At 42.1% G+C, this 26,337-nt stretch carries 22 protein-coding genes; 14 read left to right on the forward strand and 8 right to left on the reverse strand.

Going from position 1 to position 26,337, the window contains the following annotated elements; translation table 11 throughout:
- The first annotated feature begins 76 nt into the window (after nt 1–76).
- From OCU56_RS01445 to OCU56_RS01475, 7 genes are all read left to right on the forward strand, one after another.
- Complete coding sequence (locus OCU56_RS01445; RefSeq protein WP_261873823.1) at nt 77–634, forward strand: phosphatase PAP2 family protein; 558 nt, start codon at nt 77–79, stop codon at nt 632–634.
- Between the two features lies 1 nt (nt 635).
- Nucleotides 636–1,694 (forward strand): MJ1255/VC2487 family glycosyltransferase, encoded by a 1,059-nt coding sequence (locus OCU56_RS01450; RefSeq protein ID WP_261873824.1) that lies wholly within the window; start codon nt 636–638, stop codon nt 1,692–1,694.
- Nucleotides 1,695–2,062: 368 nt separating this feature from the next.
- Nucleotides 2,063–3,028, forward strand: a complete 966-nt coding sequence (leuO, locus tag OCU56_RS01455; protein ID WP_261873825.1) for a transcriptional regulator LeuO — start codon at nt 2,063–2,065, stop codon at nt 3,026–3,028.
- A 222-nt stretch (nt 3,029–3,250) separates the two neighbouring features.
- The gene (locus OCU56_RS01460; RefSeq protein ID WP_261873826.1) at nt 3,251–5,092 is read left to right on the forward strand and encodes an AMP-dependent synthetase/ligase; all 1,842 of its coding nucleotides are present in this window, start codon (nt 3,251–3,253) and stop codon (nt 5,090–5,092) included.
- A gap of 449 nt (nt 5,093–5,541) precedes the next feature.
- Nucleotides 5,542–7,263, forward strand: coding sequence for an acetolactate synthase 3 large subunit (locus OCU56_RS01465; protein ID WP_261873827.1), 1,722 nt, complete (start codon nt 5,542–5,544; stop codon nt 7,261–7,263).
- A 1-nt stretch (nt 7,264) separates the two neighbouring features.
- Complete coding sequence (gene ilvN, locus OCU56_RS01470) at nt 7,265–7,759, forward strand: acetolactate synthase small subunit (protein ID WP_261873828.1); 495 nt, start codon at nt 7,265–7,267, stop codon at nt 7,757–7,759.
- Between the two features lie 419 nt (nt 7,760–8,178).
- Nucleotides 8,179–8,310: a hypothetical protein gene (locus OCU56_RS01475; protein ID WP_261873829.1), complete on the forward strand. Its 132-nt coding sequence runs from the start codon at nt 8,179–8,181 to the stop codon at nt 8,308–8,310.
- A gap of 57 nt (nt 8,311–8,367) precedes the next feature.
- Here the strand turns inward: OCU56_RS01475 and pykF are convergent, their stop codons facing one another.
- Nucleotides 8,368–9,780, reverse strand: a complete 1,413-nt coding sequence (gene pykF / locus OCU56_RS01480; protein WP_261873830.1) for a pyruvate kinase PykF — start codon at nt 9,778–9,780, stop codon at nt 8,368–8,370.
- A gap of 680 nt (nt 9,781–10,460) precedes the next feature.
- Between pykF and OCU56_RS01485 the strand changes: the two genes are divergently transcribed.
- On the forward strand, nt 10,461–11,378 hold the full coding sequence (locus OCU56_RS01485; RefSeq protein WP_261873831.1) for a M14 family metallopeptidase: 918 nt from the start codon (nt 10,461–10,463) through the stop codon (nt 11,376–11,378).
- A 7-nt stretch (nt 11,379–11,385) separates the two neighbouring features.
- Here the strand turns inward: OCU56_RS01485 and OCU56_RS01490 are convergent, their stop codons facing one another.
- Entirely contained in the window at nt 11,386–12,753 is a 1,368-nt protein-coding gene (locus OCU56_RS01490; protein WP_261873832.1) for an MATE family efflux transporter, read from the reverse strand.
- A 274-nt stretch (nt 12,754–13,027) separates the two neighbouring features.
- Between OCU56_RS01490 and OCU56_RS01495 the strand changes: the two genes are divergently transcribed.
- Nucleotides 13,028–14,035, forward strand: a complete 1,008-nt coding sequence (locus OCU56_RS01495) for a LacI family DNA-binding transcriptional regulator (RefSeq protein ID WP_261873833.1) — start codon at nt 13,028–13,030, stop codon at nt 14,033–14,035.
- A 71-nt stretch (nt 14,036–14,106) separates the two neighbouring features.
- Here OCU56_RS01495 and edd read toward each other — a convergent pair whose 3' ends face one another.
- From edd to OCU56_RS01510, 3 genes are all read right to left on the reverse strand, one after another.
- Complete coding sequence (gene edd, locus OCU56_RS01500) at nt 14,107–15,903, reverse strand: phosphogluconate dehydratase (RefSeq protein WP_261873834.1); 1,797 nt, start codon at nt 15,901–15,903, stop codon at nt 14,107–14,109.
- Complete coding sequence (locus tag OCU56_RS01505) at nt 15,900–16,421, reverse strand: gluconokinase (RefSeq protein WP_261873835.1); 522 nt, start codon at nt 16,419–16,421, stop codon at nt 15,900–15,902. Before OCU56_RS01505 ends, edd begins: the two co-directional genes overlap by 4 nt.
- Before the next feature lie 381 nt (nt 16,422–16,802).
- On the reverse strand, nt 16,803–18,005 hold the full coding sequence (locus OCU56_RS01510; protein ID WP_261873836.1) for an MFS transporter: 1,203 nt from the start codon (nt 18,003–18,005) through the stop codon (nt 16,803–16,805).
- A gap of 111 nt (nt 18,006–18,116) precedes the next feature.
- On the opposite strand from OCU56_RS01510, the gene OCU56_RS01515 reads away from it, so the two are divergent.
- Nucleotides 18,117–19,049: a LysR family transcriptional regulator gene (locus OCU56_RS01515; protein WP_261873837.1), complete on the forward strand. Its 933-nt coding sequence runs from the start codon at nt 18,117–18,119 to the stop codon at nt 19,047–19,049.
- A gap of 80 nt (nt 19,050–19,129) precedes the next feature.
- Here the strand turns inward: OCU56_RS01515 and OCU56_RS01520 are convergent, their stop codons facing one another.
- The 3 genes from OCU56_RS01520 to OCU56_RS01530 all read right to left on the reverse strand — a co-directional run bounded on the left by OCU56_RS01520 (nt 19,130) and on the right by OCU56_RS01530 (nt 22,290).
- Nucleotides 19,130–20,341 carry a quaternary amine ABC transporter ATP-binding protein gene (locus tag OCU56_RS01520; RefSeq protein WP_261873838.1) on the reverse strand — a complete coding sequence of 404 codons (1,212 nt, stop codon included), beginning with the start codon at nt 20,339–20,341 and terminating at the stop codon, nt 19,130–19,132.
- Nucleotides 20,334–21,233 carry an ABC transporter permease gene (locus OCU56_RS01525; RefSeq protein ID WP_261873839.1) on the reverse strand — a complete coding sequence of 300 codons (900 nt, stop codon included), beginning with the start codon at nt 21,231–21,233 and terminating at the stop codon, nt 20,334–20,336. Before OCU56_RS01525 ends, OCU56_RS01520 begins: the two co-directional genes overlap by 8 nt.
- Before the next feature lie 67 nt (nt 21,234–21,300).
- Nucleotides 21,301–22,290, reverse strand: a complete 990-nt coding sequence (locus OCU56_RS01530) for an ABC transporter substrate-binding protein (RefSeq protein ID WP_261873840.1) — start codon at nt 22,288–22,290, stop codon at nt 21,301–21,303.
- 464 nt (nt 22,291–22,754) lie between these two features.
- Between OCU56_RS01530 and OCU56_RS01535 the strand changes: the two genes are divergently transcribed.
- The 4 genes from OCU56_RS01535 to OCU56_RS01550 all read left to right on the forward strand — a co-directional run bounded on the left by OCU56_RS01535 (nt 22,755) and on the right by OCU56_RS01550 (nt 26,327).
- A complete protein-coding gene (locus OCU56_RS01535; RefSeq protein WP_261873841.1) occupies nt 22,755–24,077 on the forward strand; it encodes a hypothetical protein in 1,323 nt (440 codons plus the stop codon).
- Between the two features lie 230 nt (nt 24,078–24,307).
- Nucleotides 24,308–25,204 carry a MipA/OmpV family protein gene (locus tag OCU56_RS01540; RefSeq protein ID WP_261873842.1) on the forward strand — a complete coding sequence of 299 codons (897 nt, stop codon included), beginning with the start codon at nt 24,308–24,310 and terminating at the stop codon, nt 25,202–25,204.
- 8 nt (nt 25,205–25,212) lie between these two features.
- Nucleotides 25,213–25,641, forward strand: coding sequence for a DUF3019 domain-containing protein (locus OCU56_RS01545; RefSeq protein ID WP_261873843.1), 429 nt, complete (start codon nt 25,213–25,215; stop codon nt 25,639–25,641).
- A complete protein-coding gene (locus OCU56_RS01550) occupies nt 25,641–26,327 on the forward strand; it encodes a response regulator (protein ID WP_261873844.1) in 687 nt (228 codons plus the stop codon). The genes OCU56_RS01545 and OCU56_RS01550 overlap by 1 nt, the downstream gene beginning before the upstream one ends.
- The last annotated feature ends 10 nt before the right edge of the window (nt 26,328–26,337 follow it).

The raw sequence follows: 26,337 nt of genomic DNA on the forward strand, positions 1-26,337 counted from the left end.
TCAAAACGTCACTCTCTTGTCATTTAATTTCCTTAGTTTGGTATAAACAAATTAAGGAAGTTGGCAGGGAGGGCGCATGAGTAGTTTTGATTTAGATGGTCGTGGTGTACAACGATTTAACCCTATTGTTCGTTTTGATCTCGCATTTTCGTTATTTTTCTTAGAGCACAGATACGCCAATCAAGTGAGTTTGCTGAGCCGTGCCATATCTCACTCAGGAGATGGGCATCTGTATGTGGCTATAGCGCTGATAGTGTATATGGCTGACCCAGTGTTAGGTGGGATGTTTCTTAGTTGCGGTTTAGTGGCCTTTATTTTTGAATTGCCCATTTATTGGCTGGCGAAAAATAGTTTCCGTCGCCGTAGACCTCATAATTTATCATCACGAATCAATAACTTCATAGAACCCTCTGATAAGTACAGCATGCCGTCAGGACATACTGCTGCTGCCACAATTATGGCAACCTTAATTTATGCTTTTTTTCCTAGCTTGGCGGTAATAGCCATTACATGGGCGGCGCTTATTGCTCTGTCGCGCATCTTGCTCGGAGTGCATTTCTTCAGTGATATTGTGGCTGGAGTATTACTCGGTCTGGCAAGTGCTGTTGCTGCAATGATGATTGTTGGAGGCTAGTATGAAAATATTATATGGAGTTCAAGGCACCGGAAACGGCCATATTGCGCGAGCGCGAGCAATGGCAGAGTCCCTAAAAAACAGGGATGGTGTGCAAGTAGACTTTGTTTTTTCAGGAAGAGAGAAAGCAAAGTATTTCTCTATGGATGCATTCGATGATTACCGTTCTTTTGCGGGTCTTTCCTTTAATTCACATCAAGGAAAGGTGGATTACATTAAGACCATGAAGAACAATAATGTGGTTGAACTGGTACAAGATATCAACACCCTAAATGTGACGGATTATGATCTTGTTTTAAATGACTTTGAACCCATTAGTGCATGGGCCGCCAAAAGAAATGACATCCCATGTATCGGTATTAGTCACCAAAATGCGTTTCGATTTCAGGTGCCAAAGAAAGGCTATAGTTTGCTGGATAAAACCATCATTCATCATTTTGCCCCTTCAGATTATCAAATTGGTTTGCACTGGCATCACTTTGAGCAACCCATTTTGCCTCCCATTGTTCATACGTGTGATATGCAGGGAGTAGAGGAAGAGGACTTTATTTTGGTGTACCTTCCTTTTGAAGACTTAAAGCAAGTCGCGCAGTTGCTAAAGCGTTTTTCTGGTCATTCGTTTCGTTGTTACCACCCTGAAGTTCGGGATGCTGATGACGTTGGTAATTTGCAGTTTCGTCCTTTGTCTTTTACGGAATTTCAACGAGACCTCACTCGTTGTCAGGGAGTTATCGCCAATGGGGGATTTGAATTGCCCTCTGAGGCTTTGTCTCTAGGGAAAAAGTTATTGTTAAAGCCTCTTGATGGGCAGTTTGAACAGCAGAGTAATGTTGCTACTTTAGAGTATCTTGGCTTAGGTAGTGCAATGCTAGAATTAGAGGCGAGTACGATTCGCCAATGGTTAGGGGAGCCTAAACCTGACCCTGTACACTACCCAGATGTCGCCGGAGCCATTTCGGATTGGGTGTTGCAAGGTAACTGGGATCAACAAGAACTTTTGAGCCAGCAACTGTGGAAAAAAGTCAACTTCCCTAGCCATATAACTCATTTATTTGATTGATAGTACGCTGGGCTTCTCGTCCCTATTATTGGTCAAATATATCAGGTGTTAAGATGTGTCAAATGTAGATTAATGAGTTGCAATGATGATTTTAGCTAATTATTTATCATAAATTATCATTTATGTTTTTTTAGATGTGCTTTAAGTTGTTGTTTTGTATGGGTGGTTTTGGGTTTTAGCTAAAATCTACTGATTCTTTATCAATAGGTCTGTTCAATGGTGGTGATTTGAAACATATTGGCGTTACTGATTATTCATCCCGCTGATGATTCGTCGCTTGGTTTGTGCTCGAGCTCTTTGTTTATTGTGAAGAGTTTTGGCTGAAATGACTAAATACACGAATAGCTAACTGATAGAGAGAAGAGTACATGTTAACGAGTAATTCATCTGATTGGCAGCAACCTGTTGTTCACCAAGGAACTACTTTACGTGGTATTGACCTTAATTTATTAACGGTATTTGATGCTGTTATGCAGGAGCAAAATATCACTCGTGCCGCCCATAATCTAAACATGTCTCAACCAGCAGTAAGTAACGCGGTTTCACGCTTAAAAGTGATGTTTAAAGATGATTTATTTATGCGTCAAGGTCGTGGCATATCACCGACTTTGCGCGCGAGACAATTATTTGTTCCGGTACGTCAAGCATTGCAATTGGTGAGAAATGAGTTGCCAGGTTCACTGTTTGATCCTGCCACTTCAAGTGGTACGTTTTCCATTGCCATCGGTACTCCAAACGATGTGCGCTTGGCTCCTGAGCTGATTAAAAATACGGCCAAAAAAGCCCCAAATGTAAAACTAAATTTAGACTCTTTAGGTGGAATATCGTTGCAAAGTCAATTACTGCAGCAAGAAATTGATTTTGTTATCGGCTATACCCATTTTGATAAAGCCGGCTTTGTGAGTACGGAGATATTTAGTGATGAGTTGGTTGTCATCTGTGCAAAGAATCATCCTCGCTTTGCGAATAAGACCTCATTGTCTATGGAGCAATTGTTGCTAGAGCAGCATGCCATACTGTCTTCAACAAGTGATGTTATGAATTTTAACCAGATCATTTATAAAGATTTGCAGGTAAACTCATCTTATAGAGGCAGCACATTGGGCAATTTGATTGAGGTTACAGCACGGTCAGAATTAGTGTGTGTGGTACCTCGTTGGATTAAAGATGTTTTCCCAGCAAGTATTGGTGTTCATGCGATGCCATTCCCTGGAGAGCAAGCTAACATTAAAACGTATTTAACATGGCATGAATCTCGCCAAAACGATGAGGCTCATACTTGGATGTGTGAGCAGTTAATCGCAGTGTGTGATGATGTGTTCAAACAAGAATAACCAAACTAGCTATTCATAACTTTCATTTATACCAGCAAAAAGCACCATAAAATGGTGTTTTTTGCTTTAGTGCATATCGTAACTACTCTTACCAGTATTGAAAAATCCGACCTATATCCAATTTTGCATAATCTAACGCTTATTCGAATTGCGTTTTATATGCTCATAGGTAAACTGTTGCGCTTATTCAGCTTACACGTGTAAGCCAAAAGGTAGAGGTTTATGTCCATTTCAGAATTCCACATTGTAAAAAAAGTTCGCCAACAGGTTGTTGATGGAGGAAGCCGCATAGCACTTAAGCACAAAAATAAAAAAACAGGTGCATGGCAAGGCATTTCTTGGTCTCAATTTGGACAGCAAATGGATGCTGTATCAATGGCACTTTTGGCTCAAGGACTGAATGTTCAGGATAAGATCGGTATCTACGCCAATAACATGCCTAAATGGACTATGGCAGATATTGGTTCTTTGCAAGCTCGTATCGTTACCGTTCCTATCTACTCAACCAATACAGCGGATCAATCGGCGTATGTGATTCAAAATGCTGACGTTAAGGTTTTGTTCGTTGGGGAACAAGAGCAATATGATGTGTCAGTGTCTATCTTTGATCAGTGTGAACAACTGCAACTGATTGTGGCAATGTGTGACAGCATCCAGCTTGCTGATAATGATTTTAGTGTGTCTTGGGATGATTTTGTTGCTACAACAGAGCAAACCAATAGCGCGTTATTAAAAGAGCAATTTGCACAGCGCATTAGCGATGCAAATTTTGACGATCTTGTGACTCTTATTTATACCTCAGGTACAACAGGCCAGCCTAAAGGCGTCATGTTGGATTACGCTAACTTTGCCTCCCAATTAGAGGGGCACGTAGCACGACTTAGTTTAAGCAAAGATGATGTGTCTTTGTGTTTCTTGCCTCTTTCTCATGTTTTTGAGAGAGCATGGACAATGTTTGTATTGTTTACTGGAGCTACTAACGCGTACCTTGAGGACACTATGCAAGTGCGAGATGCCCTTGGGGAAGTGAAACCGACGGTTATGTGTGCTGTTCCTCGTTTTTACGAGAAAATTTTCTCAGCCATTCATGAAAAAGTATCGCACTCATCCGTGATCAAAAAAGCCATGTTTACTTGGGCGGTGAACATGGGAGCACGTGTAGCATTATGTAAACAAGAACAACGCTCACCGTCTTATTTGTTGAAGAAAAGCCACAATCTAGCGGATAAGTTAGTATTGAGTAAGCTACGAGCTTTATTAGGCGGAAATATCACTATGATGCCTTGTGGTGGCGCTAAGCTTGATGAAACTATTGGTCGCTTTTTTCATGCGTTAGGTTTGAATGTGAAATTGGGTTACGGCATGACTGAGACGACGGCAACAGTATCATGTTGGGATGAGCCTGCGTTCAATCCTGATTCCATTGGTACTTCTATGCCTGGAGCACAGGTTAAAATTGGCGAAAATAATGAGATTTTAGTTCGTGGTCCAATGGTGATGCGTGGTTACTACAAACTACCAGAAGAAACAGCGAAAACATTTGATGAAAATGGCTTTTTGAAAACGGGTGATGCTGGCCATTTTGACGAACAAGGTAACCTATATATTACCGACCGTATTAAAGAGTTGATGAAAACCTCAGGCGGGAAGTACATTGCGCCACAAGTGGTAGAAGGGGCTATTGGTAAGGACCACTTTATAGAACAAATTGCGGTGATTGCAGATACTCGTAAATTTGTTTCAGCGTTAATAGTGCCGAGCTATGAAGCGCTAGAAGTGTATGCCAAAGAACTCAATATTAAGTATCACGATAAAGTAGAGCTACTTAAGCATAGCCAAATTGTTGAGATGCTAGAATCTCGCGTAGCCGAGTTGCAGCAGAATCTCGCTAAATTTGAACAAGTGAAAAAATTTAAGCTTTTACCTAAAGCCTTCTCGATGGAGAAAGGGGAGTTAACCCCAACACAAAAATTGCGTCGTAAGGTTATTAATGATCGTTATCAACAAGAAATTGATGAAATGTATGACGAGGCTGGAAAAGTAAAAGCCAAGCCGAAAAAATAATCTTCGCTAAACTGTCGAAAAAAGCCCGCAACTTTATTGAGTTTGCGGGCTTTTTTGTATGCAAAGAAAAGAAACGCTCATTTAGAGGCGCTAAGTCACCGTTGTTAGAAGCTTTTCCTTTTGTAGTTGAGGGCAAATGCATTAATTATGTTAATAAATTGACTGTGTTTGATAGGGTAAGTCATTGTCATTAAATAAGTTGGATATTAATTTTGTTATCAATATGTGTTTTTTGACATGGACAGTAGCAGGGAAAAAACGGTATGGTGGAAAGGTTATCTTACCTCTGCTATGGCAGGGTAAGGACATAGTAGAACAGTTGAATAATTTCATAGGATGGCGTTATTCAGTAAGGGATAGGATTGTTTAGGCTAAAAATAAGACCTAGCTATGTGAAACCAAACAGCTTAATGGACCAAATTTAGTTGTTTATGGTAAGGAGAAATAAGATGGAAATGTTATCTGGCGCAGAAATGATCGTCCAGTCCTTGATCGAGGAACAAGTAGAGCAGATCTTTGGTTACCCTGGTGGTTCCGTTCTGGATATTTATGATGCTCTGCATGCAAAAACGGACAAAATAAAACATGTATTAGTACGTCATGAGCAAGCCGCTACACATATGGCTGATGGCTATGCTCGTTCAACGGGTAAGCCCGGCGTAGTACTGGTGTGTTCAGGTCCCGGTGCTACAAATACAGTCACCGGTATCGCAACCGCCTATATGGATTCAATCCCAATGATTGTGATCTCAGGAAACGTGCCTAACAACCTTATTGGTAATGACGCATTTCAAGAGTGTGACATCGTTGGGGTATCTCGACCAATTGTAAAACATAGTTTTTTAGTCAAGCGAGCCGAAGATATCGCGGAAACGGTCAAAAAAGCCTTTTTTATTGCCTCAACAGGACGACCGGGTCCCGTGGTTATTGATGTACCCAAAGACATCATGAACCCGCAAATCAAACTGCCGTATCAATACCCAGAAACCATCAAGATGCGCTCTTATAATCCGACTACCTCTGGACATAAAGGGCAAATTAAAAAGGCACTAAAAGCCCTGCTAGAAGCCAAAAAGCCTGTGTTATATGTAGGGGGTGGCGCAGTCATTTCTGAATCTGACCAGTATCTTCTTAACTTATCTGAGAAGCTAAACTTACCCGTAGTCAGTACTCTTATGGGCTTAGGTGCTTTCCCTGGAATGCATCGTAATTCCTTAGGCATGTTAGGTATGCATGGTACCTATGAAGCCAATATGGCTATGCACAATGCGGATCTTATTTTTGGTGTAGGAGTGCGATTTGATGACAGAACAACCAATAATTTAGAGAAGTATTGTCCTAACGCCAAAGTTATTCATATTGATATTGATCCTTCATCGGTATCAAAAAATGTACGCGCTGATCTACCCATAGTGGGCTCTGCGGATAAAGTGCTGCAATGCATGGTGTCACTGTTAGAGAACCAAGAGGGTGATAATGATAAACAGGCTATAGATAGTTGGTGGAGTGAGATTCAAACTTGGCGAGATCGTAACTGCTTAGCTTATGAAAAATCGCCAGAAAAAATCAAACCACAACAGGTTATCGAAACACTGCATAAGTTGACAGATGGTGATGCTTATGTGGCCTCTGATGTTGGTCAGCACCAAATGTTTGCGGCGCTGTACTATCCCTTTAAACAATCTCGTCGTTGGATTAACTCTGGTGGATTAGGCACCATGGGCTTTGGTTTACCTGCGGGGATGGGGGTTAAGTTTGCTCACCCTGAAGAAGAGGTGGTTGTGGTGACCGGTGATGGCAGTATTCAAATGAATATTCAAGAGCTTTCAACGGCATTGCAATACGGTATCCCAGTTAAGATCATTAACTTAAACAATCGTTTCCTCGGCATGGTCAAGCAGTGGCAAGACATTATTTATGAAGGGCGCCATTCCAATTCATACATGACATCCGTACCTGATTTTGCCGCTATAGCAGAAGCTTATGGGCATGTGGGTATCCGTATCTCATCTCCTGATGAGTTAGAGTCCGGTTTGCAAAAAGCACTTGATTTGAAAGATCGTTTGGTATTTGTAGACATTAGTGTAGATGAAACAGAGCACGTATATCCAATGCAGGTGAAAGGTGAGGGCATGGATAGTATGTGGTTAAGCAAGACGGAGAGAACATAATATGAGACATATCATTTCACTACTTATGGAAAACCAACCAGGGTCACTGTCTCGCGTTGTTGGTTTGTTCTCTCAGCGCGGCTATAACATTGAATCATTAACGGTTTCTCCTACCGATGATGAAACCCTTTCTCGTTTGAACATCACCACCGAAACAGACGAATTGCAACTTGAGCAAATTCAAAAGCAACTGCATAAGCTTATTGATGTACTGAAAGTTCAAGAAGTGACTGAGTCTGATTTTATTGAGCGTGAATTGATGATGGTGAAACTCAAAGCATCGGGATTTGCTCGTGCTGAGGTGAAGCGAACGGCGGATATTTTCCGTGGTCAAATTGTGGATGTCACCGCATCTCAATACACAGTTCAACTTGCGGGAACCAGTGATAAGCTGGATGCTTTTATTCAAGCTATTTCTGAGATTACTGATGTCATTGAAGTGGCCCGAAGTGGCGTTGTCGGTATTGCTCGAGGTGAGAGAGCACTGAAAGCTTAGTTTTTGTTTAAGTAGTTAAGGGTTATTGAAACTTAAGCGTGTTAGCTAAGCTTTTGAAAGCAAACAATACATTGAAACCATCTCTATAGTTAGAGGTGGTTTTTTTTATTAAAAATTAGAGCTGAAACAAAAAGTCATACAAATAGCATTGCGTGATGGATTTTTGAACGATACAGTACCTGTAGTGGAATAATTCCATTAATCACACTAAGTAAGTGATCAGAAATAGCGCAGGAAAAACGCTCGAAAACAGGGCAGAATTTTTCGATAAATCGTTATTCTACAATCAAAAATTCTAACGCAGTTATCGAGTATTTTAACAAGCTAGAATGACCCGTTATTGAGTGCGATTGGTATATAAAGTATTGCAAAGTAAGACGCAGGGAATCGGTCACTTCGTTATCATATAGAGGCGCTGTATGTTGAAAAATGCACTTGTTCGAGTTGTTGTTGGTGGTTTGCTTATTATGGCTATGACGCTTAATACCATCTACTTTTTACCTTTGGTCCTGTTGATGAATACGCATCGCCGAGAGTTATTTTCTTATTAGAGACATAAAAAAAGAGAGCCATAGGCTCTCTTTTTTGTATCTGAATCGAACTACAAATTATAGTACGTGTACAGATGCAGTGTTAGTAGTACCTGAAGCAACTAGAGCACCAGAAACCATAACTACGATGTCGCCTTTCTTACCAAAACCAGCGCCAAGAGCGTACTCTTTACCGTTTTTGTAGAACTCATCAGTGTTGTTGATAGACTCAACAAGAACTGGACGAACGCCTTTAGTTAGCACAAGTTGTGCAGCTGTTTTAGGGTTATTCGTTAGCGCTACAATGTTTGCTGTTGGGAAGTACTTACGTACTGAACGAGCTGATTTACCACCTTCAGTTGCAACGATGATAAGAGGAGCAGCCAGTTTCTCAGCAGTATCAACAGCACCTTTACATACCGCTTCAGTGATACGTAGACGTGGGCTATCTAGGCGAGAACCTAGTTCAGCTTTAAGTGCGCCGTCAGTACGGTTAGCAATTTGAGCCATGATAGTTACTGCTTCAACAGGGTATTTACCTTTAGCTGTTTCGCCAGAAAGCATTACTGCATCAGTACCATCCATGATTGCGTTAGCAACGTCACCCGCTTCAGCGCGAGTTGGACGTGGGTTTTGAATCATAGAATCAAGCATTTGAGTTGCAGTGATAACCGTTTTACGAGCACGGTTACATTTTTCAATCATCATTTTTTGAGCGAAGATAACTTCTTCTGCTGGGATTTCAACACCTAGATCGCCACGAGCAACCATGATGCCGTCAGAAGCTTCAAGGATAGCGTCAAAGTTATCAACACCTTCTTGGTTCTCGATCTTAGAGATGATGTGGATGTTTTCGCCACCGTTAGCATTTAGAAGCTCACGGATTTCTTTAACGTCTTCTTCTTTACGGATGAAAGAAGCAGCAACGAAATCAACGCCTTGCTCACAACCAAATTTAAGGTCAGCTTTATCTTTTTCAGAAAGAGCAGGAAGCTGAACAGAAACGCCAGGAAGGTTAACACCTTTGTTTTCGCCTAGTGCACCGTTGTTAAGAACTTTACATTTAACTTCAGTGTCAGTGGTAGCAAGCACTTCCATTTCGATTAGACCGTCGTCTACTAGGATAGTGTTACCAACAGTTAGGTCGTTTGCGAAACCAAGGTAAGTTACAGCAACGATGTCTTTGTTACCCACTACAGATGCGTCTGTAGTAAAAGTGAATTCTTGACCAGCAACTAGATCAACGTCATTACCGTCTTCTAGTTTGATTGTACGGATTTCTGGACCTTTAGTATCTAGAAGGATAGCAAGTTGCTTACCTACAGTAGACATAACTTCACGGAAGTTAGTGATACGGCCAGCATGCTCTTCAAAGTTACCATGAGAGAAGTTCAGGCGCATTACGTTCATGCCTGCATTTACAAGTTGAGTTAGCTTCTCTACAGATTCAGTTTTAGGGCCAATCGTACATACGATTTTGGTCTTTTTCATGGAAAATACTCTCCGGTAAATATTACGTAAATTTAAATAGGATACTGACGGCTATAATACTTCATTTGTAATTAAATTACAAAATCTACAGAGCCCTTATACATTAAGCTCAGAGAGTATAAACAAGTAACCTTGGTGACAGATTATACAAAATTCGTCATATGTAGACATATATCACGACTATTATTCGTTTGTCTTATGGGTAAAGAACAAGGTGTTCATTAATTGTTCAGTGATAGTGCTGAAGAATATGTAATAAAGTTTCGTTATAGCGTCGGATTCTATCACTGATATAAAGGAAGTTCACAGCATAGAATTGTCTTAGAACAAGGTTTTAGCTCAAAATATTTATTTTTAACAATGAAATAAATAAACGGAGCAAAAAGTGCGATTATTCGGCTCTTTTGTGTAAGGAAAGGGCACTTCTTAGGCTGAATAAAGTGGTTAATGGTGGGAGACGGGGGCTACTTATATCCGAACCCCACTAGGGCGGTTGATAGTTAACTCGGTATATTGATGACTGCAATGGTTTTTGTAGTTGAGTTGTCTTATTGTCGGATTAATAACTGTTACAAAATGTATATATGAAGAAGTAAAAGTACATTTGTCGCTTATATAACTAAGGGGAGGTGACTGTGGTAGTCTGTATACCTACATTTATTTGTTGAAGGCGAAATAACATGCATCAAGTAACCCCTTACTCCATTGGCATACAAGGACAGAAATGGACGGATAAAGAGGTTCAGCAATGGCGTAGCAGTCGTAATGTCCAACGCTCTTATCAACAGGAGGTCGTATCTAAAATGAAGACGGTGGGGGCTGAGTTTGAGCGTATTGAATACGGTGAATTGAACTATTCATCAGGACGCTACCCTTTATTTGCCTTCAAATCTAAAGAGTGGAATACCGATAAACCCAATGTGCTAGTGACAGGTGGGGTGCATGGGTATGAAACCAGTGGGGTGCAAGGTGCATTACTGTTTTTGCAAGAAACGGCTTCGCAATACTTAGCCCATTTTAACTTTATTGTTGTACCGTGTGTTTCTCCGTGGGGGTATGAAATTATTAATCGCTGGAACCCAGATGCCCTCGATCCTAATCGCTCTTTTATTAAAAATAGTCCTGCACCAGAGTCCGCCTTGCTTATGCAATTTATGCAGCAGTTGAACATTGAGGTTTACGCTCATATTGATTTGCATGAAACAACAGATAGTGATGAACAAGAATTTCGTCCAGCCCTTGCCGCTCGTGATGGGCAGGTATTTACTAAAGGTTCAATACCGGATGGCTTTTATACCGTGGGCGATACAGAAAACCCGTGCGAAGCCATGCAAAGAGCGATTATCCAGTCTGTTGAACAAGTCACACACATTGCCCCAGCAGATCCTGATGGAACCATTATTGGTTCAAAGGTAGTACAGCATGGGGTGATTAATTATCCACTGCAGGCGCTTGGGTTGTGCGCAGGTTTTAGTAAAGCGCAATACACGACGACAACCGAAGTGTATCCAGATAGTGCTAAAGCTACTGCCGATGAGTGTAATCGTGCGCAAGTGGCGGCAATTATCGGTATGTTGAATTACCTACAATCTTTATAAGGCCATACTATGGGGTGTGAGTGAGTAGCGCCTCTGTGTGCTGTGGTTGGTTGATTAGCGTCATAATATCTTTATACAGCATAGGCGCTACGATCAAAGTGAGTGCTAAATTTGATAAAGGCACGGCCAACCACACGCCATCAACGCCAAGCCATTGAGGCACAAAATAGAGGAAAGGCAATTGTACGGCCATGTTTCCCAGAGATACAAACATGGCTTTTCTTGCTTTACCTACGGCCATAAAGTACACCGAAGCTAAAAATAACAGTCCATCAAGATACAGGGCGCAGGTGTGCAAACGCATACCGGAAATAGTCACGGCGATTAATTCGTGATTAGAATCGCTAAACCAAGAGATAAAAAACTCAGGGAACACATTTAGCACTACGACAGTGGTGATACCTGAGATAAATACCACTTTAATGGCCAACCACAGTGTCCCTTTAATACGTGGGTATCGTTTTTCTCCAAAATCGTAACTCACCGGTGGCTGCATTCCTGCGGCAATACCTTCGGCAAATAAGTAGTACATAGTGGCAAGGTAGCCAATGATGGCAAAGGCTCCAACATGAAGATCACTGCCGTATGTCATGAGCAATCGGTTATGCAATGCAATGACAAACGAAAAGTAGGCAAACATCAGCATGCTTGATGCACCTAACTGAACAATCCGCCATGCTTTATTGAGATTGAATTTTAAGCTGGTGAGTCGAATTTCCCCCTGATGAGAAATAAAATAGATCACTCCTAATAGTGTCACTACGAATTGTGATATAGCCGTAGCAATAGCGGCCCCCTGTAAGCCTTGATGAAGAATGCCCAGATAAAGGTAGTCTAAGGCTATATTGAGTAATGCTCCCAGTATAGTGAGAGCTGTGGCTATTTTGGGGCTATTATCGTTGCGTACCAACATTGGAATGACAGCGGAAAATATCGCCATAGGCGCGCTATAAATAAAAACATAGATGTAATCGTAGCCATGGGTCAGAGAGTCTCCTGCGGCCCCTTGCAGTATCAGTAATTCTCGCCCCCAAATCGCGACAATAGGCATGGATATAACAGAAAAAAGTAAGCTTAAACCAATGGCTGTTTGTAATGCACTGCTGGCTTGTTGAGGTTGCTGTTCTCCTCGAGAAATAGACATAAGGGTGCCTGCACCCATGCCAACTAGAATACCGAACCCCATAATAGTAGCAATGATTGGCCAAGCCATATTGATGCCAGCAAGACCGGCATAGCCAACGTAATGCCCTACAAAAATACCATCGATAATTTGATAGAGCCCATTGATCAGCATTGCGGCCACTGAGGGAATAGTAAAGCGCCAAAAAACTTGGCTTACGGACTCATTATTTTTGATGCTTGTGCAGGTCATGATGTGGCTTAATATCCGTGAGGCGCGATTAGGTAGCAATATATGGTATATGCGTGCAGGTTGCCATCTTAATGAGTTGTGTCGTTATTTATCCTTTAGCCACACATAGCGAAATAGGGGACAGTTAGCCGTGAATTATTAGCGTATTAAAAGGCTCCTTACATGCTTAAGCCATTCTTTTTCAATATAGTACCGATTTTCACTGGCACGCATATTGTGTGACTATGGGGTATTGGTCATAATGAAGGCATAATATTAAAATTTATCCCTTGCTATGACACCTCCTTCGAAAAAAAACAGACCGACCCTACAAGACGTCGCGGATTTAGTGGGCATAACAAAAATGACGGTATCTCGTTATTTGCGTAACCCCGAATCGGTAGCGGAAAAGACCGGTCAAAAAATTGCACAAGCATTAGAAGATATCGGATATATAGAAAACCGAGCTCCGGCTATGCTGTCAAAATCATCGAGCAAAGCCATCGGTGTATTGCTTCCTTCTCTTTCTAACCAAATATTTGCTTCTTTTGTGCAAGGGGTTGAAAAGGTTACAAAAGAGCGAGGCTATGAAATTTTAATTGCTCACTTTGGTTATGATGAAGATGAAGAAGAACGCAAAATAGCGTCTTTGCTCGCCTATCAAGTAGACGGCCTTATTTTGACGGAGAGCCATCATACTAAACGCACATTGCAGATGATAAAAAATGCCAATGTACCCGTTGTTGAAACCATGGAACTTCCTGATAATCCCATTGATATTGCGGTTGGGATGGATCATGCCCAAGCCGCTTATATGGCAGTAAAAACACTGATTAACGCGGGCAGGAAATCCATTGCTTATTTTGGTGCTCGTCTGGATACCCGTACTAAATTACGCATGCAAGGCTATGACAAAGCTTTGCAAGAGGCGGGTTTAGAATTAAAACATATATTAACAACAGAACGCTCAAGCTCTTTATTAAGTTCTGCTTTGTTGGATAAAGCGTTACATACTTACCCAGATCTGGATGGGGTGTTTTGTACCAATGATGATATCGCAATAGGGACGATATTAAGCGCACAACAGCGTGGCATAGAGGTTCCAACACAATTGTCGGTTATCGGTTATAACGCATTAGATCTAGGGCAGGCTATCCGTCCAAGATTAAGTAGTATAAAAACGCCAAGGTATGAAATCGGCGCAACCAGTGCGGATCTGCTGATTCAACGTTTACAAGGGACATTAACCACCAGTCCTAAGGTGGATTTAGGCTATAACCTTATTCAAGGTGAAAGCGTCTAGCATAAAAAAAGGTCAGCAAATAAATTGCTGACCTTTTTTATTTATTGTTCCGTTACCACAAACGTTGCAACTTAGAGAATAAAACTGGCGCCTTCTTCTGCGCTGCTTACTGTTTGACGAATGGTTTTAAACAAGTTTCGACCCCAAGTTTGTTGTTCTAATTCAGCGTTAAAATCAAATGCAGAACGACCGCTAGTGTCTGAAAGATTGTTTAATTCTGATGTTTGGCAGTCCAATCGAATTAGATCGCCTGTTCTGACTAAACCAATAGCCCCCCCACGAATCGCCTCCGGTGATATATGAATAGCCGATGGAATTTTACCTGATGCGCCAGATAAACGACCATCAGTCACTAACGCCACTTTAAAGCCTTCTTTTTGAATGTTACCAAGAATTGGCATTAACTTATGGAGCTCTGGCATTCCGTTTGCAGCAGGACCATTGTGAGTCACAACCACGACACAGTCCTTATTAAGCTCACCGCGATGATAAGCCGCTTCAACGTCATGTTGAGATTGGAATACCACGGCTGGAGCTTCGATGACTCTTTGATCTTCTTTTATTGCGGAGATCTTAACGACAGCACGACCTAAATTACCATGGAGCATTCGAGTGCCCCCTGTTGTTTGGAATACAGCGCCAGAGGCTGAAATGACCTCTGCATCTTCGCTGCCCTTGCACTCACGCCAAACCAGTTTCCCTGATTCTAGATGCGGTAATGTCATTTGATCGGCAAAGCTACCAAAAGCAGGAGTAACATCTTGATGAAGCAGTTCAGCTTGGTTGAGTCTGTGCAATAGTGCTGGTACACCGCCCGCTTCTTGGAATGCATTCATATCGGCAGGGCCGTTTGGATACACTTTAGCCAGCAATGGCACAGTATTAGATAGGTCACTAATATCTTGCCAAGTTAATTGAATACCAGCTGCACGAGCAACGGCCACCATATGAATGGTATGGTTAGTACTGCCACCTGATGCAAGCAGAGCCACAATCCCATTGATGATGCTTTTTTCAGTAACAACTTCAGAAAGAGAACGGAATTGACTCGATCCTGTGGTCATTGATGCAATTTTTTGCGCAGCATACTCAGTGAGTGCATCACGAAGTTCTGATTGTGGGTGAATAAAAGCAGAGCCAGGAAGCATCAGTCCCATAGCTTCAAAAACAAGTTGGTTGGTGTTGGCTGTACCATAAAATGTGCAGGTGCCTGGTGAATGGTACGCTTGGCACTCCATATCCAATAGTGCACTTTTATCTACTTCACCTGCCGCATATTTCTGGCGAACACTGACTTTTTTTTCATTACTGATCCCAGTAGGCATAAGGCCTGCAGGCACAAAAGCGGTAGGCAAATGGGCGAAAGCAAGTGCGCCCATAAGTTGCCCTGGGGCAATTTTGTCACAAATACCCAGCAATAAAGTGGCATCGAACATATTATGACTAAGTGAAAGGGCAGTGGATTGTGCGATTAAGTCACGAGAAAACAGAGACATATCCATGCCTGCCTGACCCTGCGTCACCCCATCACACATAGCAGGAACGCAACCTGCAACTTGTGCAGTGTGCCCCAATTTACTCAGGATTTGCTTAATTTGTTGTGGGTAAGTTTGGTAAGGCTTATGCGCACTTAACATATCATTGTACGCTGAAATAAGCGCAACGTTAGAGTGCGTAAAATCTAATATATGTTCTTTTTCTGATGAGCAAGATGCTGCAACAGCGTGGGCTAGGTTGCCACAAGATAAAGATACTCGTACTTTACCTTGCTGTGCTTGTTGTTTGGTTCTTGCAATAAACGCTGAGCGACTTTCGAGACTACGTTCAATTAAGCGTTCTGTGACGACTTGAACTGTTGGATGAATCATTTTATGCCCTTCTTATACTCATTTATAGCTATTACAGCGCGTTCAACAATGTTGTCGATGGTGTCATCAATGCTAATAACTAAGGTGTTTGGTTCGGAATCGGGCCTTTCTAGTGCGTCAAATTGACTGGTGATCATATTCATTTTCATGAAATGGTTTTGACGTTGCTGCATACGCGTAGTGATCAACTCTAAGTCGCCGTCTAAAAACAGAAAAACAACGTTGTTATTGCCAGATCTAATTTGGTCACGATACTTCTTTTTTAAGGCTGAACAAACGATGATGCTATGTTCATTTTTGCTTTCTAGGCTATACGCTGCATCACTAATTCGTTCTAACCAAGGAATACGATCATCGTCATTCAGTGGTGTTCCGGATGCCATTTTTTGGATGTTGCTACGAGGATGTAAGTCATCACCATCAATAAACTTATATCCTAAACGTTGTGCTAATTGAGCGCCGATAGTGCTTTTTCCACAAGCACTCACACCCATAACAATAATACTGCCACCTGCCATAATTCTTCCTTTTATATCGTGTTCACGTGTGACCTCATTGTGTGATTTCACCGAAAAACAGAGGCTAATTTAAGTTACTGATAACATGTTACCCGTAACTTTGTGGGTTGTAAACCTCTGACCGTCACAATAATTGGCATAATAAATAGTAAAGCAGTGATGAAATGCAATAAGTCACACAGTAAATGGAGTCTTACTAAGTCTATTATTTGTATCGTTTTTATGCTGATTATCACTGTGTGATGATAGGGAATTTGCACAGCAGCGTGTTGTGATTGTTTTATCAAGAATGAGAGATAGAGCGGATAGGTATTGATGTGATTAGAGGTAAAAAAGCCGATGGAAGAGGCTTCCATCGGCTACTGCTTTTTAATTGTCGAATTAGTTAGCGGTAACGGCCGTGCTTAAATCTTCAACTTGTACTGTGCTGTGTTTTTCGGCTCTGTTTGCTTTAACAATCAACACCAATCCAATTAGAGGGACAATGGCCGCCGCGTATGGAATCATGCTAGCACCTAATTGTCCGTCAAGTACCATACCCCCTAAGAATCCACCGAATGCATTGGCTAAGTTGAAGGCTGAAATATTGGCGGTTGCCGCTAATTCTTGCCCTTCACCACCGTGGTTCATTACACGTAGTTGCATGGCAGGTACGTTGGCAAATGATGCGATACCGAAGATAAATAAGGCACCAATAAACAGAACTTTACTGCCGGTAAATACGCCCACTAAAAGTAGTGAAGCAATCATAGCGGTAGCCCAAAATAGTGACGCTTTTGCTAAGCTTTTATCTGAAGAGCGACCACCTAAAGTATTACCAATGATTAAGCCCACACCAACTAGGACTAAAATCCAAGTAACTGCGTCTTGTTCAAAACCTGTTACGTGCATTGCGATAGGGGCAATATAACCATATAGAGTCATGAATCCAGACCAGGCGAAAGCGGTAATAGCCAAGCTAATCAATAGCATAGGGTTTTTAAATGCTTGTAGCTGTGTTTTGATGCTTTTCGCTTCACTGTGCCCAGTTGAGCGGATAGAGAGCATGATGAATATCATTGCGACAGCCCCAAAAGCGGCGACGGTGAAGAACGTGGTGCTCCAGCCAAACGTTAAGCTAACCCATGTACCCGCCGGCACACCGAGAACGTTGGCCAAGGTCAATCCTGCAAACATTTGGCCTACGGCACGTCCGGCCATTTTTTCAGAGACTAAGTTCGTGGCAACCACAGCTCCAATGCCATAGAAAGGCCCTTGTACTAGGCCTGAAATGACACGGCTCACTAATAGTAAAGTATAGGTTGGGGCGAGTGCTGAAAGCACATTACCTAAAATGAAGAGTGCCATAAGACCAATAAGCACATTCTTTTTATTAAATCGAGCCAAGTAGATGGTTAAGATTGGACCACCGATTACAATGGCTAAGGCGTAAGCACTAATTAAGTAACCGGCCTGTCCTTCAGTAATGGACAGTGAGGTCGCTATTTGGGGCAGAATCCCCGCAATAACAAATTCTGCAGTACCTATGGCAAACGCAGCGAGTGTTAGTATCCATACCTGCATTGGCATTTTTTGTTGTGTCATAGTCAGCTCCTGCTGTTCAATTAAGTGATTTCATAGTGACATAGATCAATGTTTTGATAATTACTGAGAAATTGAATACATTATTCATTCTGGATAAATGATGGGGCGAATATGAATAAACTTTCAGATATGGCTATGTTTGCCACAATTGTTAAGCTGAAAAGTATGGCTGGAGCGGGGCGAGAGCTCGGTATGTCGGCGGCTTCAGTGACCACACGCTTGCGAGCTTTAGAAGATCGCTATGGGGTAAAACTGCTCAATCGAACAACCCGACATATCTCATTAACCGATATTGGTGAAATCTACTATCGCTCTTGTTTAGAGATTCTTGATAGCGTGAATGAGACGGAGCATTTAATAAAACAGGGCGTAAGAGCTACTCAAGGTCCCATTAAGATCGTAGCCCCTAAAGACATCAGTAAATTGATTATTTTGCCGATATTGTCAGAATTTATCGCCGAGTATCCAGAGGTGACGCCCCACTTATATTTTGATGACCATGTGCATAATATTGCTGATAGAGGAGTGGATATTGTTATTCGCTACGGTGAGCTGAATGACAGTAACGTCATTTCTAGGCGTTTAGGTAAGAGCGAAAGAACGCTGTGTGCCTCTCCTGAATATTTAAAAGAACATGGTATACCTCAAACCCCGAACGATTTGCTAGAACACGACGCATTAGTGATGTCCAGTGATCATGAAGCATTAAAAACGTGGTATTTCAGAAAAGGTTCAAAGCTTGAGTCGGTGGTGGTGAAGGCGAAATATTTGTCTGATGATGGTGAAATCATTAAAGAACTCGCACTGCGAGGACAGGGGATTGCAATGAAGTCTCTACTGGATATTAAAGAAGATATTCAGCATGGCAGATTAGTGACTGTTCTTGATGATTATGTAAAAAACTTCAATTCTGCGACCACAGAGAATAGTACCGATCTAAAGGTCTATTACTTGGATAAAAGGCATCAACCTAAGAGAATTAGGCTGTTTCTAGATTTTCTTTATCATAAATTTGCCGAGTTAGAGAAAGCTGAAAAAGCCTGATGCCCATTTGCGCTCGCAGGGTTATGGTATCAGGCTTTCATTACACTAAGGGTTAACGTTCACTAGGGTGATAAGGTCAATTAGTGAGCGTTAGCCTTTTCTTTATCTTCCTCTTTTCCTGAGAAAATATCCGCCACTTTTTCTCGTTCTAAGGTTCCTTCGAGCTCCCCCTCTTCATTGATTACAGGCAGGGAATAATCAGAAGAAATGGCTTCAGTAAGCACTTCCTCAATGGCAGATTCACATGAGATTGTTGGTACATCTTCGTATAAGCAAGGTTCGATATTATCCATAGCTTCATCGGCAGCTGCCTCTTGCAAGCTCTCCTCTGTAATTAAGCCTTGATAACCCTCGTCCGTAACATGGTAGCCATAGTCATGCTTGGAGTTTCTCATTTGTTTTAAAGCCCCTTCAATGGTGCTGGTGGTGATACGCAGCGCAGGCTTTTGCATAACTGTCTCAACGGTAAGAGCGCGGGCGCGATTGACGTCTTTAACAAAGGCTTCAACATAATCGGTGGCAGGGTTGAGCAAAATCTCATCGGGTGTCCCTTGTTGCACGAGTTCACCATCTTTTAAAATCGCTATCTTGTCACCAATGCGCAGTGCTTCATCTAGATCATGAGTAATAAAAATGATGGTTTTATGCAGTTTCTCTTGCAGTTCAATTAATTGATCTTGCATCTCGCTTCTAATGAGTGGGTCAAGGGCTGAAAAAGCCTCATCCATTAGCAAAATTTCCGCGTCGGTACACAAAGCGCGAGCTAAGCCAACCCGTTGCTGTTGACCACCTGAAAGCTGCGAAGGGTATTGATCTTCGTAACCTTTAAGACCCACAGTGTCTACCCATTCTGTGGCTTTTAATAGGCGTTGTGTTTTATCAATGCCTTGGATCTCTAAACCATAAGCTACATTGTCAATCACCTTACGGTGAGGAAGCAGCCCGAAGCGCTGAAACACCATCGACATTTTAAGTCGACGAAATGATTCCAGCTCTTTGGGTTCAAACTGCATGATATCGGTACCTTCAACCTCTATTTGTCCTTCACTAGGATCGATCAGACGGTTGAAGTGACGAATTAATGTTGATTTTCCAGAACCAGATAACCCCATAATGACAAAAATCTCACCATTATTGATTTGCAAATTAATGTCTTTGAGGCCAACGGTATGCCCAGTTTTAGCGAGCACTTCATCCTTGCTTAAACCAGCTTTCACCATAGGTAAAACGGACTCAGGTTTAGGTCCAAAAATCTTGTAAAGGCCAGAGATTTTTATGAGTGGTTTAGTCATGTCTTAAATCTCCTAGGTGGGCTTGGGTGCGTTTGGCGTACGCTTGTGTTGAGCGGTCAATGAGAATAGCCAGGACGACAATGGCTAATCCATTGAGCAAACCTAAGGTAAAGTATTGATTAGTAATGGATCTAAGTACAGGTTGACCTAAACCTTTAACCCCGATCATTGAGGCGATGACTACCATAGATAAAGCCATCATTACGGTTTGGTTTATCCCCGCCATTATGGTCGGCATCGCTAAGGGCAACTGCACTCCAAATAGGCGTTGTTTACGACTGGCACCAAAGGCCACCGCCGCCTCCATCACTTCTTTATCAACCAAGCGAATCCCTAGGTTGGTTAAACGAATCACCGGTGGAATAGCGTAAATGACCACCGCGATGAGCCCCGGTATTTTGCCGATACCGAGTAGCATCACAACAGGTATGAGATACACGAAGGCTGGCATGGTCTGCATGATGTCAAGAATGGGGGTCACAATGTTTTGTATGCGGTTGGAACGGGCCATGGCAATGCCGATGGGGATACCAATAACAATAGACAGTGCGGTACAGACGGTGATGATACTCAAGGTACGCATGGTGTCTTCCCACATACCAAGATAACCAATGAATAATAGGGCAATCACGCCACCTACGGTGAGCTTTACTGAGCGACTGGCCACATAAATAAGAGCGGTAATCACCGCCAGCACAATAAACCAAGGGGTGGCAAGCAACAGCTTTTCAAACCACACCAAGAAGGTTAGGAGGGGGTCAAAAAGGGATTCGATGAAGTCGCCGTATTCTCTGGAGAAATCTTTGTAAGCGCCGTCTAATGTTTTACGGATAGTGCGCATAGTCGAGCGATCGATTTCGGGAAAACTGGACAACCAACTGCTATCGAACATATATTTTCCTTTATATAGTCGAAAGGGTAACTGAATGAGTTACCCTTTATAAATAGTGTGCGTAGGTTTAAAGGTTGGCTATGATCTTTTTAGCCACTTCAGGAGAAACCCACTGTTTCCAGATTTCAGGTGAAGTTTCAAAGAAGTGATACATAGTGTCTTCTGAACTGGCTTGTTCTTGTTCCATCCATGCAAGTAGTTTGTTCATGTCGGCATTTTTAAAACCACGTTTAGCAAGGTATTCCATGGCCTGTGGATTGCTGTTAGCAAATGTAGACACGACGACGGTGTTTACTGGCGAGGGCGGGAACATAGAAACAGTGGGATTATCACAGTTTTCTTGGGTAATACAGTCAACAAACTCTTGTTCGTTGACACCGCTACCAAAGTCGACTTTTACCATTTCATATTTGCCTAGTACTGCGGTTGGTGCCCAGTAGTAACCAAACCAACCTTCTTTTCGCTCATAAGCTTTGGCTATGGAACCTGACAGACCAGCACTTGAACCTGAGTCGATTAACTCAAACCCTGCTTTTTCGAGTTGCAGAGCTTTAAATAAGTTGCCACCCGAAATTTGGCAACCCCAACCGGCAGGGCAACCATAAAATCCGGATACATCTGGGTCTTCTGGGTGTTTGAATAAGTGAGCGTGTTTTTTTACACCCTCAATAGTGGCAAGCTCAGGGTATTTGTCGACTAAGTACTTAGGTACCCAGAACCCTTCTTCACCACCATCGAGCAGTGCTTTACCGGCATAAGCAAGGCGTCCTTCTTGAACCCCTTTTTCTATGGCATCTTTCACTGAGTTGGTCCAAAGTTCTGGAGCAATATCTGGTTGGCCTTTTTCAACCATAGAGGTGGCGGTAGGCATAGTGTCGCCTGGCGTGAGTTCGGCTTCACAGCCATAACCGTGTTCTAATATAAAGCGGTCAACATTGGCAATAACACTGGCTGAATTCCAATTCATATCTGCGATTGTCACTGTGCCACATTCATCAGCGTGCACATGTGTTGAAACACTAGCTATGACAGCTAGTGAGGCGAGTTTCCATTTCATATTAGGTCCTTTTATATGGTTTAGTCTCATTTTAAGAGTACATTATATCTATTAGTTATTGTACCCCCCGCCCTTTAGAACCAAAATCACACTGGTGGTTTTTTCATCATTTTCTTGTCATGTACATTAGTGCGAATTGTTTTATAAAGTCATTAATTTCAATGTCTTAGTGAGCTTTTGGATGGAGGTTTGTTGGTAAGGGATAGGAGGAAATCCCCATAAAATAATATGCATCTTTATTTATATTAACTGGGTTTTAATACTACTTTTAGGCCAAGTTCCTAATAATTTGCGTGTATTAAATGTGAGAACATTGCTTCAACGAGATAGGGGATTTTATTTTTAATTATAATTTGTCTCATTATGTGGGCCTAAGTCTCTTTTTTATCATGTAGGTAGCAATCCGACATGGGGAGTTTTAGAGGAGGCTATGCTAGGTTGACGCTATTGTTGATGAGAGAAATATGAACGTTTTTAAATTAATATTTGCCCTATTATTCACCTTTATGCTGAGCGTAGGTAGTGGATACGCAAGTGCCTCTACAGTGTCACAGGGTGAGAAAAGTGGGTTTGCATTTAATGAAAACACTCACTTATATAATGCATTAGATAGCTTTTATTTTTTCGCCACTCAACAGCAGATAACCCCGCAAAATTTACGCGCCGGGCTAGGTTCGGGAATTGCGCAGGTTCTAAAGTCTGGTGCTTTTTCTCATGTGCCTAGTGCGGGTATAAAAAAGACCTTGGTGTTTGATGGTAACCACCCACTTACTTTATCGGAAACGGGGGCTAAAACACTCAACGCCGCGCAATGGCATTGCTATAACTCCTCATCGATAGTGGTTTCCGTTGATCGTCAGGGTATGACGCTTGACGGGATATTCACCGAATATCAATACGTTAAAGGGTGCAATGTTGCTAACAAAAAAGTTATCGCCTACCAATTTAAACATGCCCACATTAACCGAGATTTTATTATTGATTCTGGGCATATTACGGATTTATCAACATCGAAAAAAATCCCAGCCAATCAACTATTACTGGCAAGTATAGAGCAGAGTGTTGCCCAACAATTTGGTAAAGCTTGGCTGGAGCAATGGAAACTTGGAGCGAGCAGTGCGGGGGCGCATTTTTTGCAATTGGAAAATGGCCGAGTTGTGTATAAAGAGGTACCTTCTAGCATGCAAGATTTTAACTTGCTTGATAAGCGCAAGATCTTAGCGGGGACCGTTTTTGGTCATGCGCCAGGAATCGGTCATGCTAGTGCGAAATGGTGTCGTATTATTAATATCCCTAAAGGCTTGGATCTAGAGAGCCAGAAGGTTCAAACGATGATAGCGGTGAATTGCGCTCGTTCATCTCATCGTTATTGCGAAGGGCATGCTTCTGACTTTCCGGCAGGAATGCAGCCGGCCACTTATCCATTAGCATGGAGTGATGCCTCGTATAAGTTGGCGATGGATAACACGGTATTACAACAAAAATTTAATCAGCAAGGGCATTTTGAAACGAATAACCAAGCCCAAAATGCGTTTACAGTTACCCCATATAATGGGGTGCCTTTTAGTGGCGCATTGAAGGCGGTATTTGGTTATACCGATGTAAAAGACCCTAAAACAACCAGCGCACACTTTAATAATGCTGGAGCAAATAGTTTTACAGGACATGCAGGGCATTGCCAAAATGAAATGACGCAGCATGCGATGTCTACAGGGCTTTCATTTATAAAGCTGAGCAAAAAAGGGGTGACGGGCATCGATTTCATCACGCAAAATTTTGCTAAATAAAATGAGTTATCGCATAGCGTAACTGTCAGTAGCGTGATCGTCACTTAAGGCTAGATATAGTTGATATATCTAGCCTTTTTATTCTCTATTATGAACTAATATGGTGATAGCCTTATTGAAACACTCAGTAGTAATCGAGGTTGAACGAATCATTTAGGCAAGCATGGACTCATTGTAGAGTGCGATCCATAATGAACCTAGGTATCAAGGGTTAACGACGGAATGACGCTGTGAAACAGTTTCTTGTCATCAAGGGTGGAGTAGTATTTTTGCGCCAGCATATTACATATTTATCGAAAGCACTGATGTTGTTCATGGGCTGTGTGGCTTCATTTTTCGTATCAGCGACGGATATTTCTAATTCAGTGACTCAGGGCAGTCGCCACGATAATGGTGGGTACTTTGAAATTGGTGGTAATGTCTTAGGTACAAATCAATTTGACGTGCGGCAAACGGACCACAAAGATATTGAGCCATTATTGTTAATTAGTGGTGTTTATCAGTACAAAGGCTTATTTGTCGAGATGGTTCACTTGTCTCAAGATGGCATTAATTTAGGCTACAACTTTTGGAACTCTGAGCATTGGTCGTTGGATTTTTTGGCCGCGAACATTAGCTCGACATGGTATCGTTCGGATAATGTTGACCTAAGTAAGCTTAACCAAGCACAGCGAAATGCCCATTTAATGTCAGATGACTCTTATTATATTGGTGCGGGCCTTAGAGCAACACGTTACTGGGATGATAATTATGTCTTTCAATTTCGGGCAGTCAGCGATTATAAAGAAAACTTAGGTCTGCAAAGTACCGCACGGCTGGGTAAATCTTGGCTGGTACGAAACTGGAATTTATATGCCCTAGGAAGTGTCATATACTCTTCAAGCAAGTTGACCCGAAATATTTATGGGGTAACAAGTGAAGAAGCCACGGATCAGTTTTACCAATACAAGCCTAGCAGTGCCTTCAGTTATGGGCTAGAGGTCGGTGCGGCCTATCCTATCAGTCAAGATGTCGTGTTTCGTTCTACCTACCGTATCGTATCTTTTTCCGATGAAATTGCCGACAGTCCTTTTAGCCGAGCAGATTATAGCTCGTTATTTAACGTATCGATTAGCTATGTATTCTAGGAGGCCACATGAATAAAATATTGTGTTGCTTACTGTTATTGATGATAGATACCACCTTAGTGCAGGCGCAGGAGACCGATGCTCAGGAATTAACAAACCCCCTTACGACTCAACAGCATCGCATCGCTTTTACCGCTACACCAGATCAGTGTGTTGCTCTGCATAAAGGACAAAACTGCTATCAGAGTGTTGAATTTCAATGGTATACCCCCGCTAACGGCGACTATTGCATTTTACAGTCAGACAATAAGCAAAGAGTCATTTGCTGGGAGGGGGATTTTATACAGCATTATGATTACCCCTTTGAAAGCAATAAAACCACTAAGTATATGTTAATTAACAAACAAACCGCACAGTTACTCGCGGAAGTGAAAGTGGTGGTTACTTGGGTATATAAGGCACCAAAACAGTCTCAGTCAGGGTGGAGATTATTTTGATGGAGCAAAAGCACATATTAGTTGTAGAAGATGACACTTCTTTGGCAGAGTGGATAGGGGATTACCTTGTCGATCATGACTATAGTGTCACGGTGGCAACTCAAGGAGATTTTGCTCTTGAGATGATCGCAGAAGAGTCGCCAGATTTGGTGTTATTGGATGTCATGTTGCCAGTAAAAAATGGTTTTGATGTTTGTAAGGAAGCTCGAGAGTTCTATTTGGGGCCTATCTTATTTATGACCGCTTGTGTAGAAGATGGTGATGAAATACGTGGTTTGGAGGTGGGGGCCGATGACTATCTGACCAAGCCCATTCGTCCTAAAGTGATGCTGGCTCATATTAAAGCCTTGCTACGTCGTTCTTCTGATGAACAACCTAAACAAGTGCTGCAATTTGGCTGTTTGGTTCTCAATGCCACGGCTAAATCGGTGACGATTGAACAACACGTTTTATCGCTCAACGCCAATGAATTTGATGCTTTTTGGTTACTGGCCAGTCATGCCGGAACCGTGGTGGCACGAACGGATTTAATTAATGAGTTACGTGGCATCGAATATGATGGCTTTGATCGCTCTATTGATATTCGTATCTCTCGGCTTAGAAAAAAACTGCAGGAAGCTCCAGAGCAACCTTATAAGATCAAAACGATTCGAGGGCAGGGCTATCTTTTTTGTCGTGACGACTAACACACAGCTA

The sequence above is a fragment of the Vibrio rarus genome (assembly GCF_024347075.1).
GTDB classification, from domain to species: domain Bacteria; phylum Pseudomonadota; class Gammaproteobacteria; order Enterobacterales; family Vibrionaceae; genus Vibrio; species Vibrio rarus.

Bases quoted from the DNA above. Each gene is read 5' to 3' on its own strand.
- OCU56_RS01495 (WP_261873833.1), top strand. From the start codon at position 13,028: ATGACACCTCCTTCGAAAAAAAACAGACCGACCCTACAAGACGTCGCG.
- pykF (WP_261873830.1), bottom strand. From the start codon at position 9,780: ATGAAAAAGACCAAAATCGTATGTACGATTGGCCCTAAAACTGAATCT.
- OCU56_RS01545 (WP_261873843.1), top strand. From the start codon at position 25,213: ATGAATAAAATATTGTGTTGCTTACTGTTATTGATGATAGATACCACC.
- OCU56_RS01445 (WP_261873823.1), top strand. From the start codon at position 77: ATGAGTAGTTTTGATTTAGATGGTCGTGGTGTACAACGATTTAACCCT.
- OCU56_RS01510 (WP_261873836.1), bottom strand. From the start codon at position 18,005: ATGACACAACAAAAAATGCCAATGCAGGTATGGATACTAACACTCGCT.
- OCU56_RS01530 (WP_261873840.1), bottom strand. From the start codon at position 22,290: ATGAAATGGAAACTCGCCTCACTAGCTGTCATAGCTAGTGTTTCAACA.
- OCU56_RS01450 (WP_261873824.1), top strand. From the start codon at position 636: ATGAAAATATTATATGGAGTTCAAGGCACCGGAAACGGCCATATTGCG.
- OCU56_RS01465 (WP_261873827.1), top strand. From the start codon at position 5,542: ATGGAAATGTTATCTGGCGCAGAAATGATCGTCCAGTCCTTGATCGAG.
- edd (WP_261873834.1), bottom strand. From the start codon at position 15,903: ATGATTCATCCAACAGTTCAAGTCGTCACAGAACGCTTAATTGAACGT.
- OCU56_RS01475 (WP_261873829.1), top strand. From the start codon at position 8,179: ATGTTGAAAAATGCACTTGTTCGAGTTGTTGTTGGTGGTTTGCTTATT.
- OCU56_RS01550 (WP_261873844.1), top strand. From the start codon at position 25,641: ATGGAGCAAAAGCACATATTAGTTGTAGAAGATGACACTTCTTTGGCA.
- OCU56_RS01515 (WP_261873837.1), top strand. From the start codon at position 18,117: ATGAATAAACTTTCAGATATGGCTATGTTTGCCACAATTGTTAAGCTG.
- OCU56_RS01485 (WP_261873831.1), top strand. From the start codon at position 10,461: ATGCATCAAGTAACCCCTTACTCCATTGGCATACAAGGACAGAAATGG.
- OCU56_RS01490 (WP_261873832.1), bottom strand. From the start codon at position 12,753: ATGACCTGCACAAGCATCAAAAATAATGAGTCCGTAAGCCAAGTTTTT.
- OCU56_RS01505 (WP_261873835.1), bottom strand. From the start codon at position 16,421: ATGGCAGGTGGCAGTATTATTGTTATGGGTGTGAGTGCTTGTGGAAAA.
- OCU56_RS01460 (WP_261873826.1), top strand. From the start codon at position 3,251: ATGTCCATTTCAGAATTCCACATTGTAAAAAAAGTTCGCCAACAGGTT.
- ilvN (WP_261873828.1), top strand. From the start codon at position 7,265: ATGAGACATATCATTTCACTACTTATGGAAAACCAACCAGGGTCACTG.
- leuO (WP_261873825.1), top strand. From the start codon at position 2,063: ATGTTAACGAGTAATTCATCTGATTGGCAGCAACCTGTTGTTCACCAA.
- OCU56_RS01520 (WP_261873838.1), bottom strand. From the start codon at position 20,341: ATGACTAAACCACTCATAAAAATCTCTGGCCTTTACAAGATTTTTGGA.
- OCU56_RS01535 (WP_261873841.1), top strand. From the start codon at position 22,755: ATGAACGTTTTTAAATTAATATTTGCCCTATTATTCACCTTTATGCTG.
- OCU56_RS01525 (WP_261873839.1), bottom strand. From the start codon at position 21,233: ATGTTCGATAGCAGTTGGTTGTCCAGTTTTCCCGAAATCGATCGCTCG.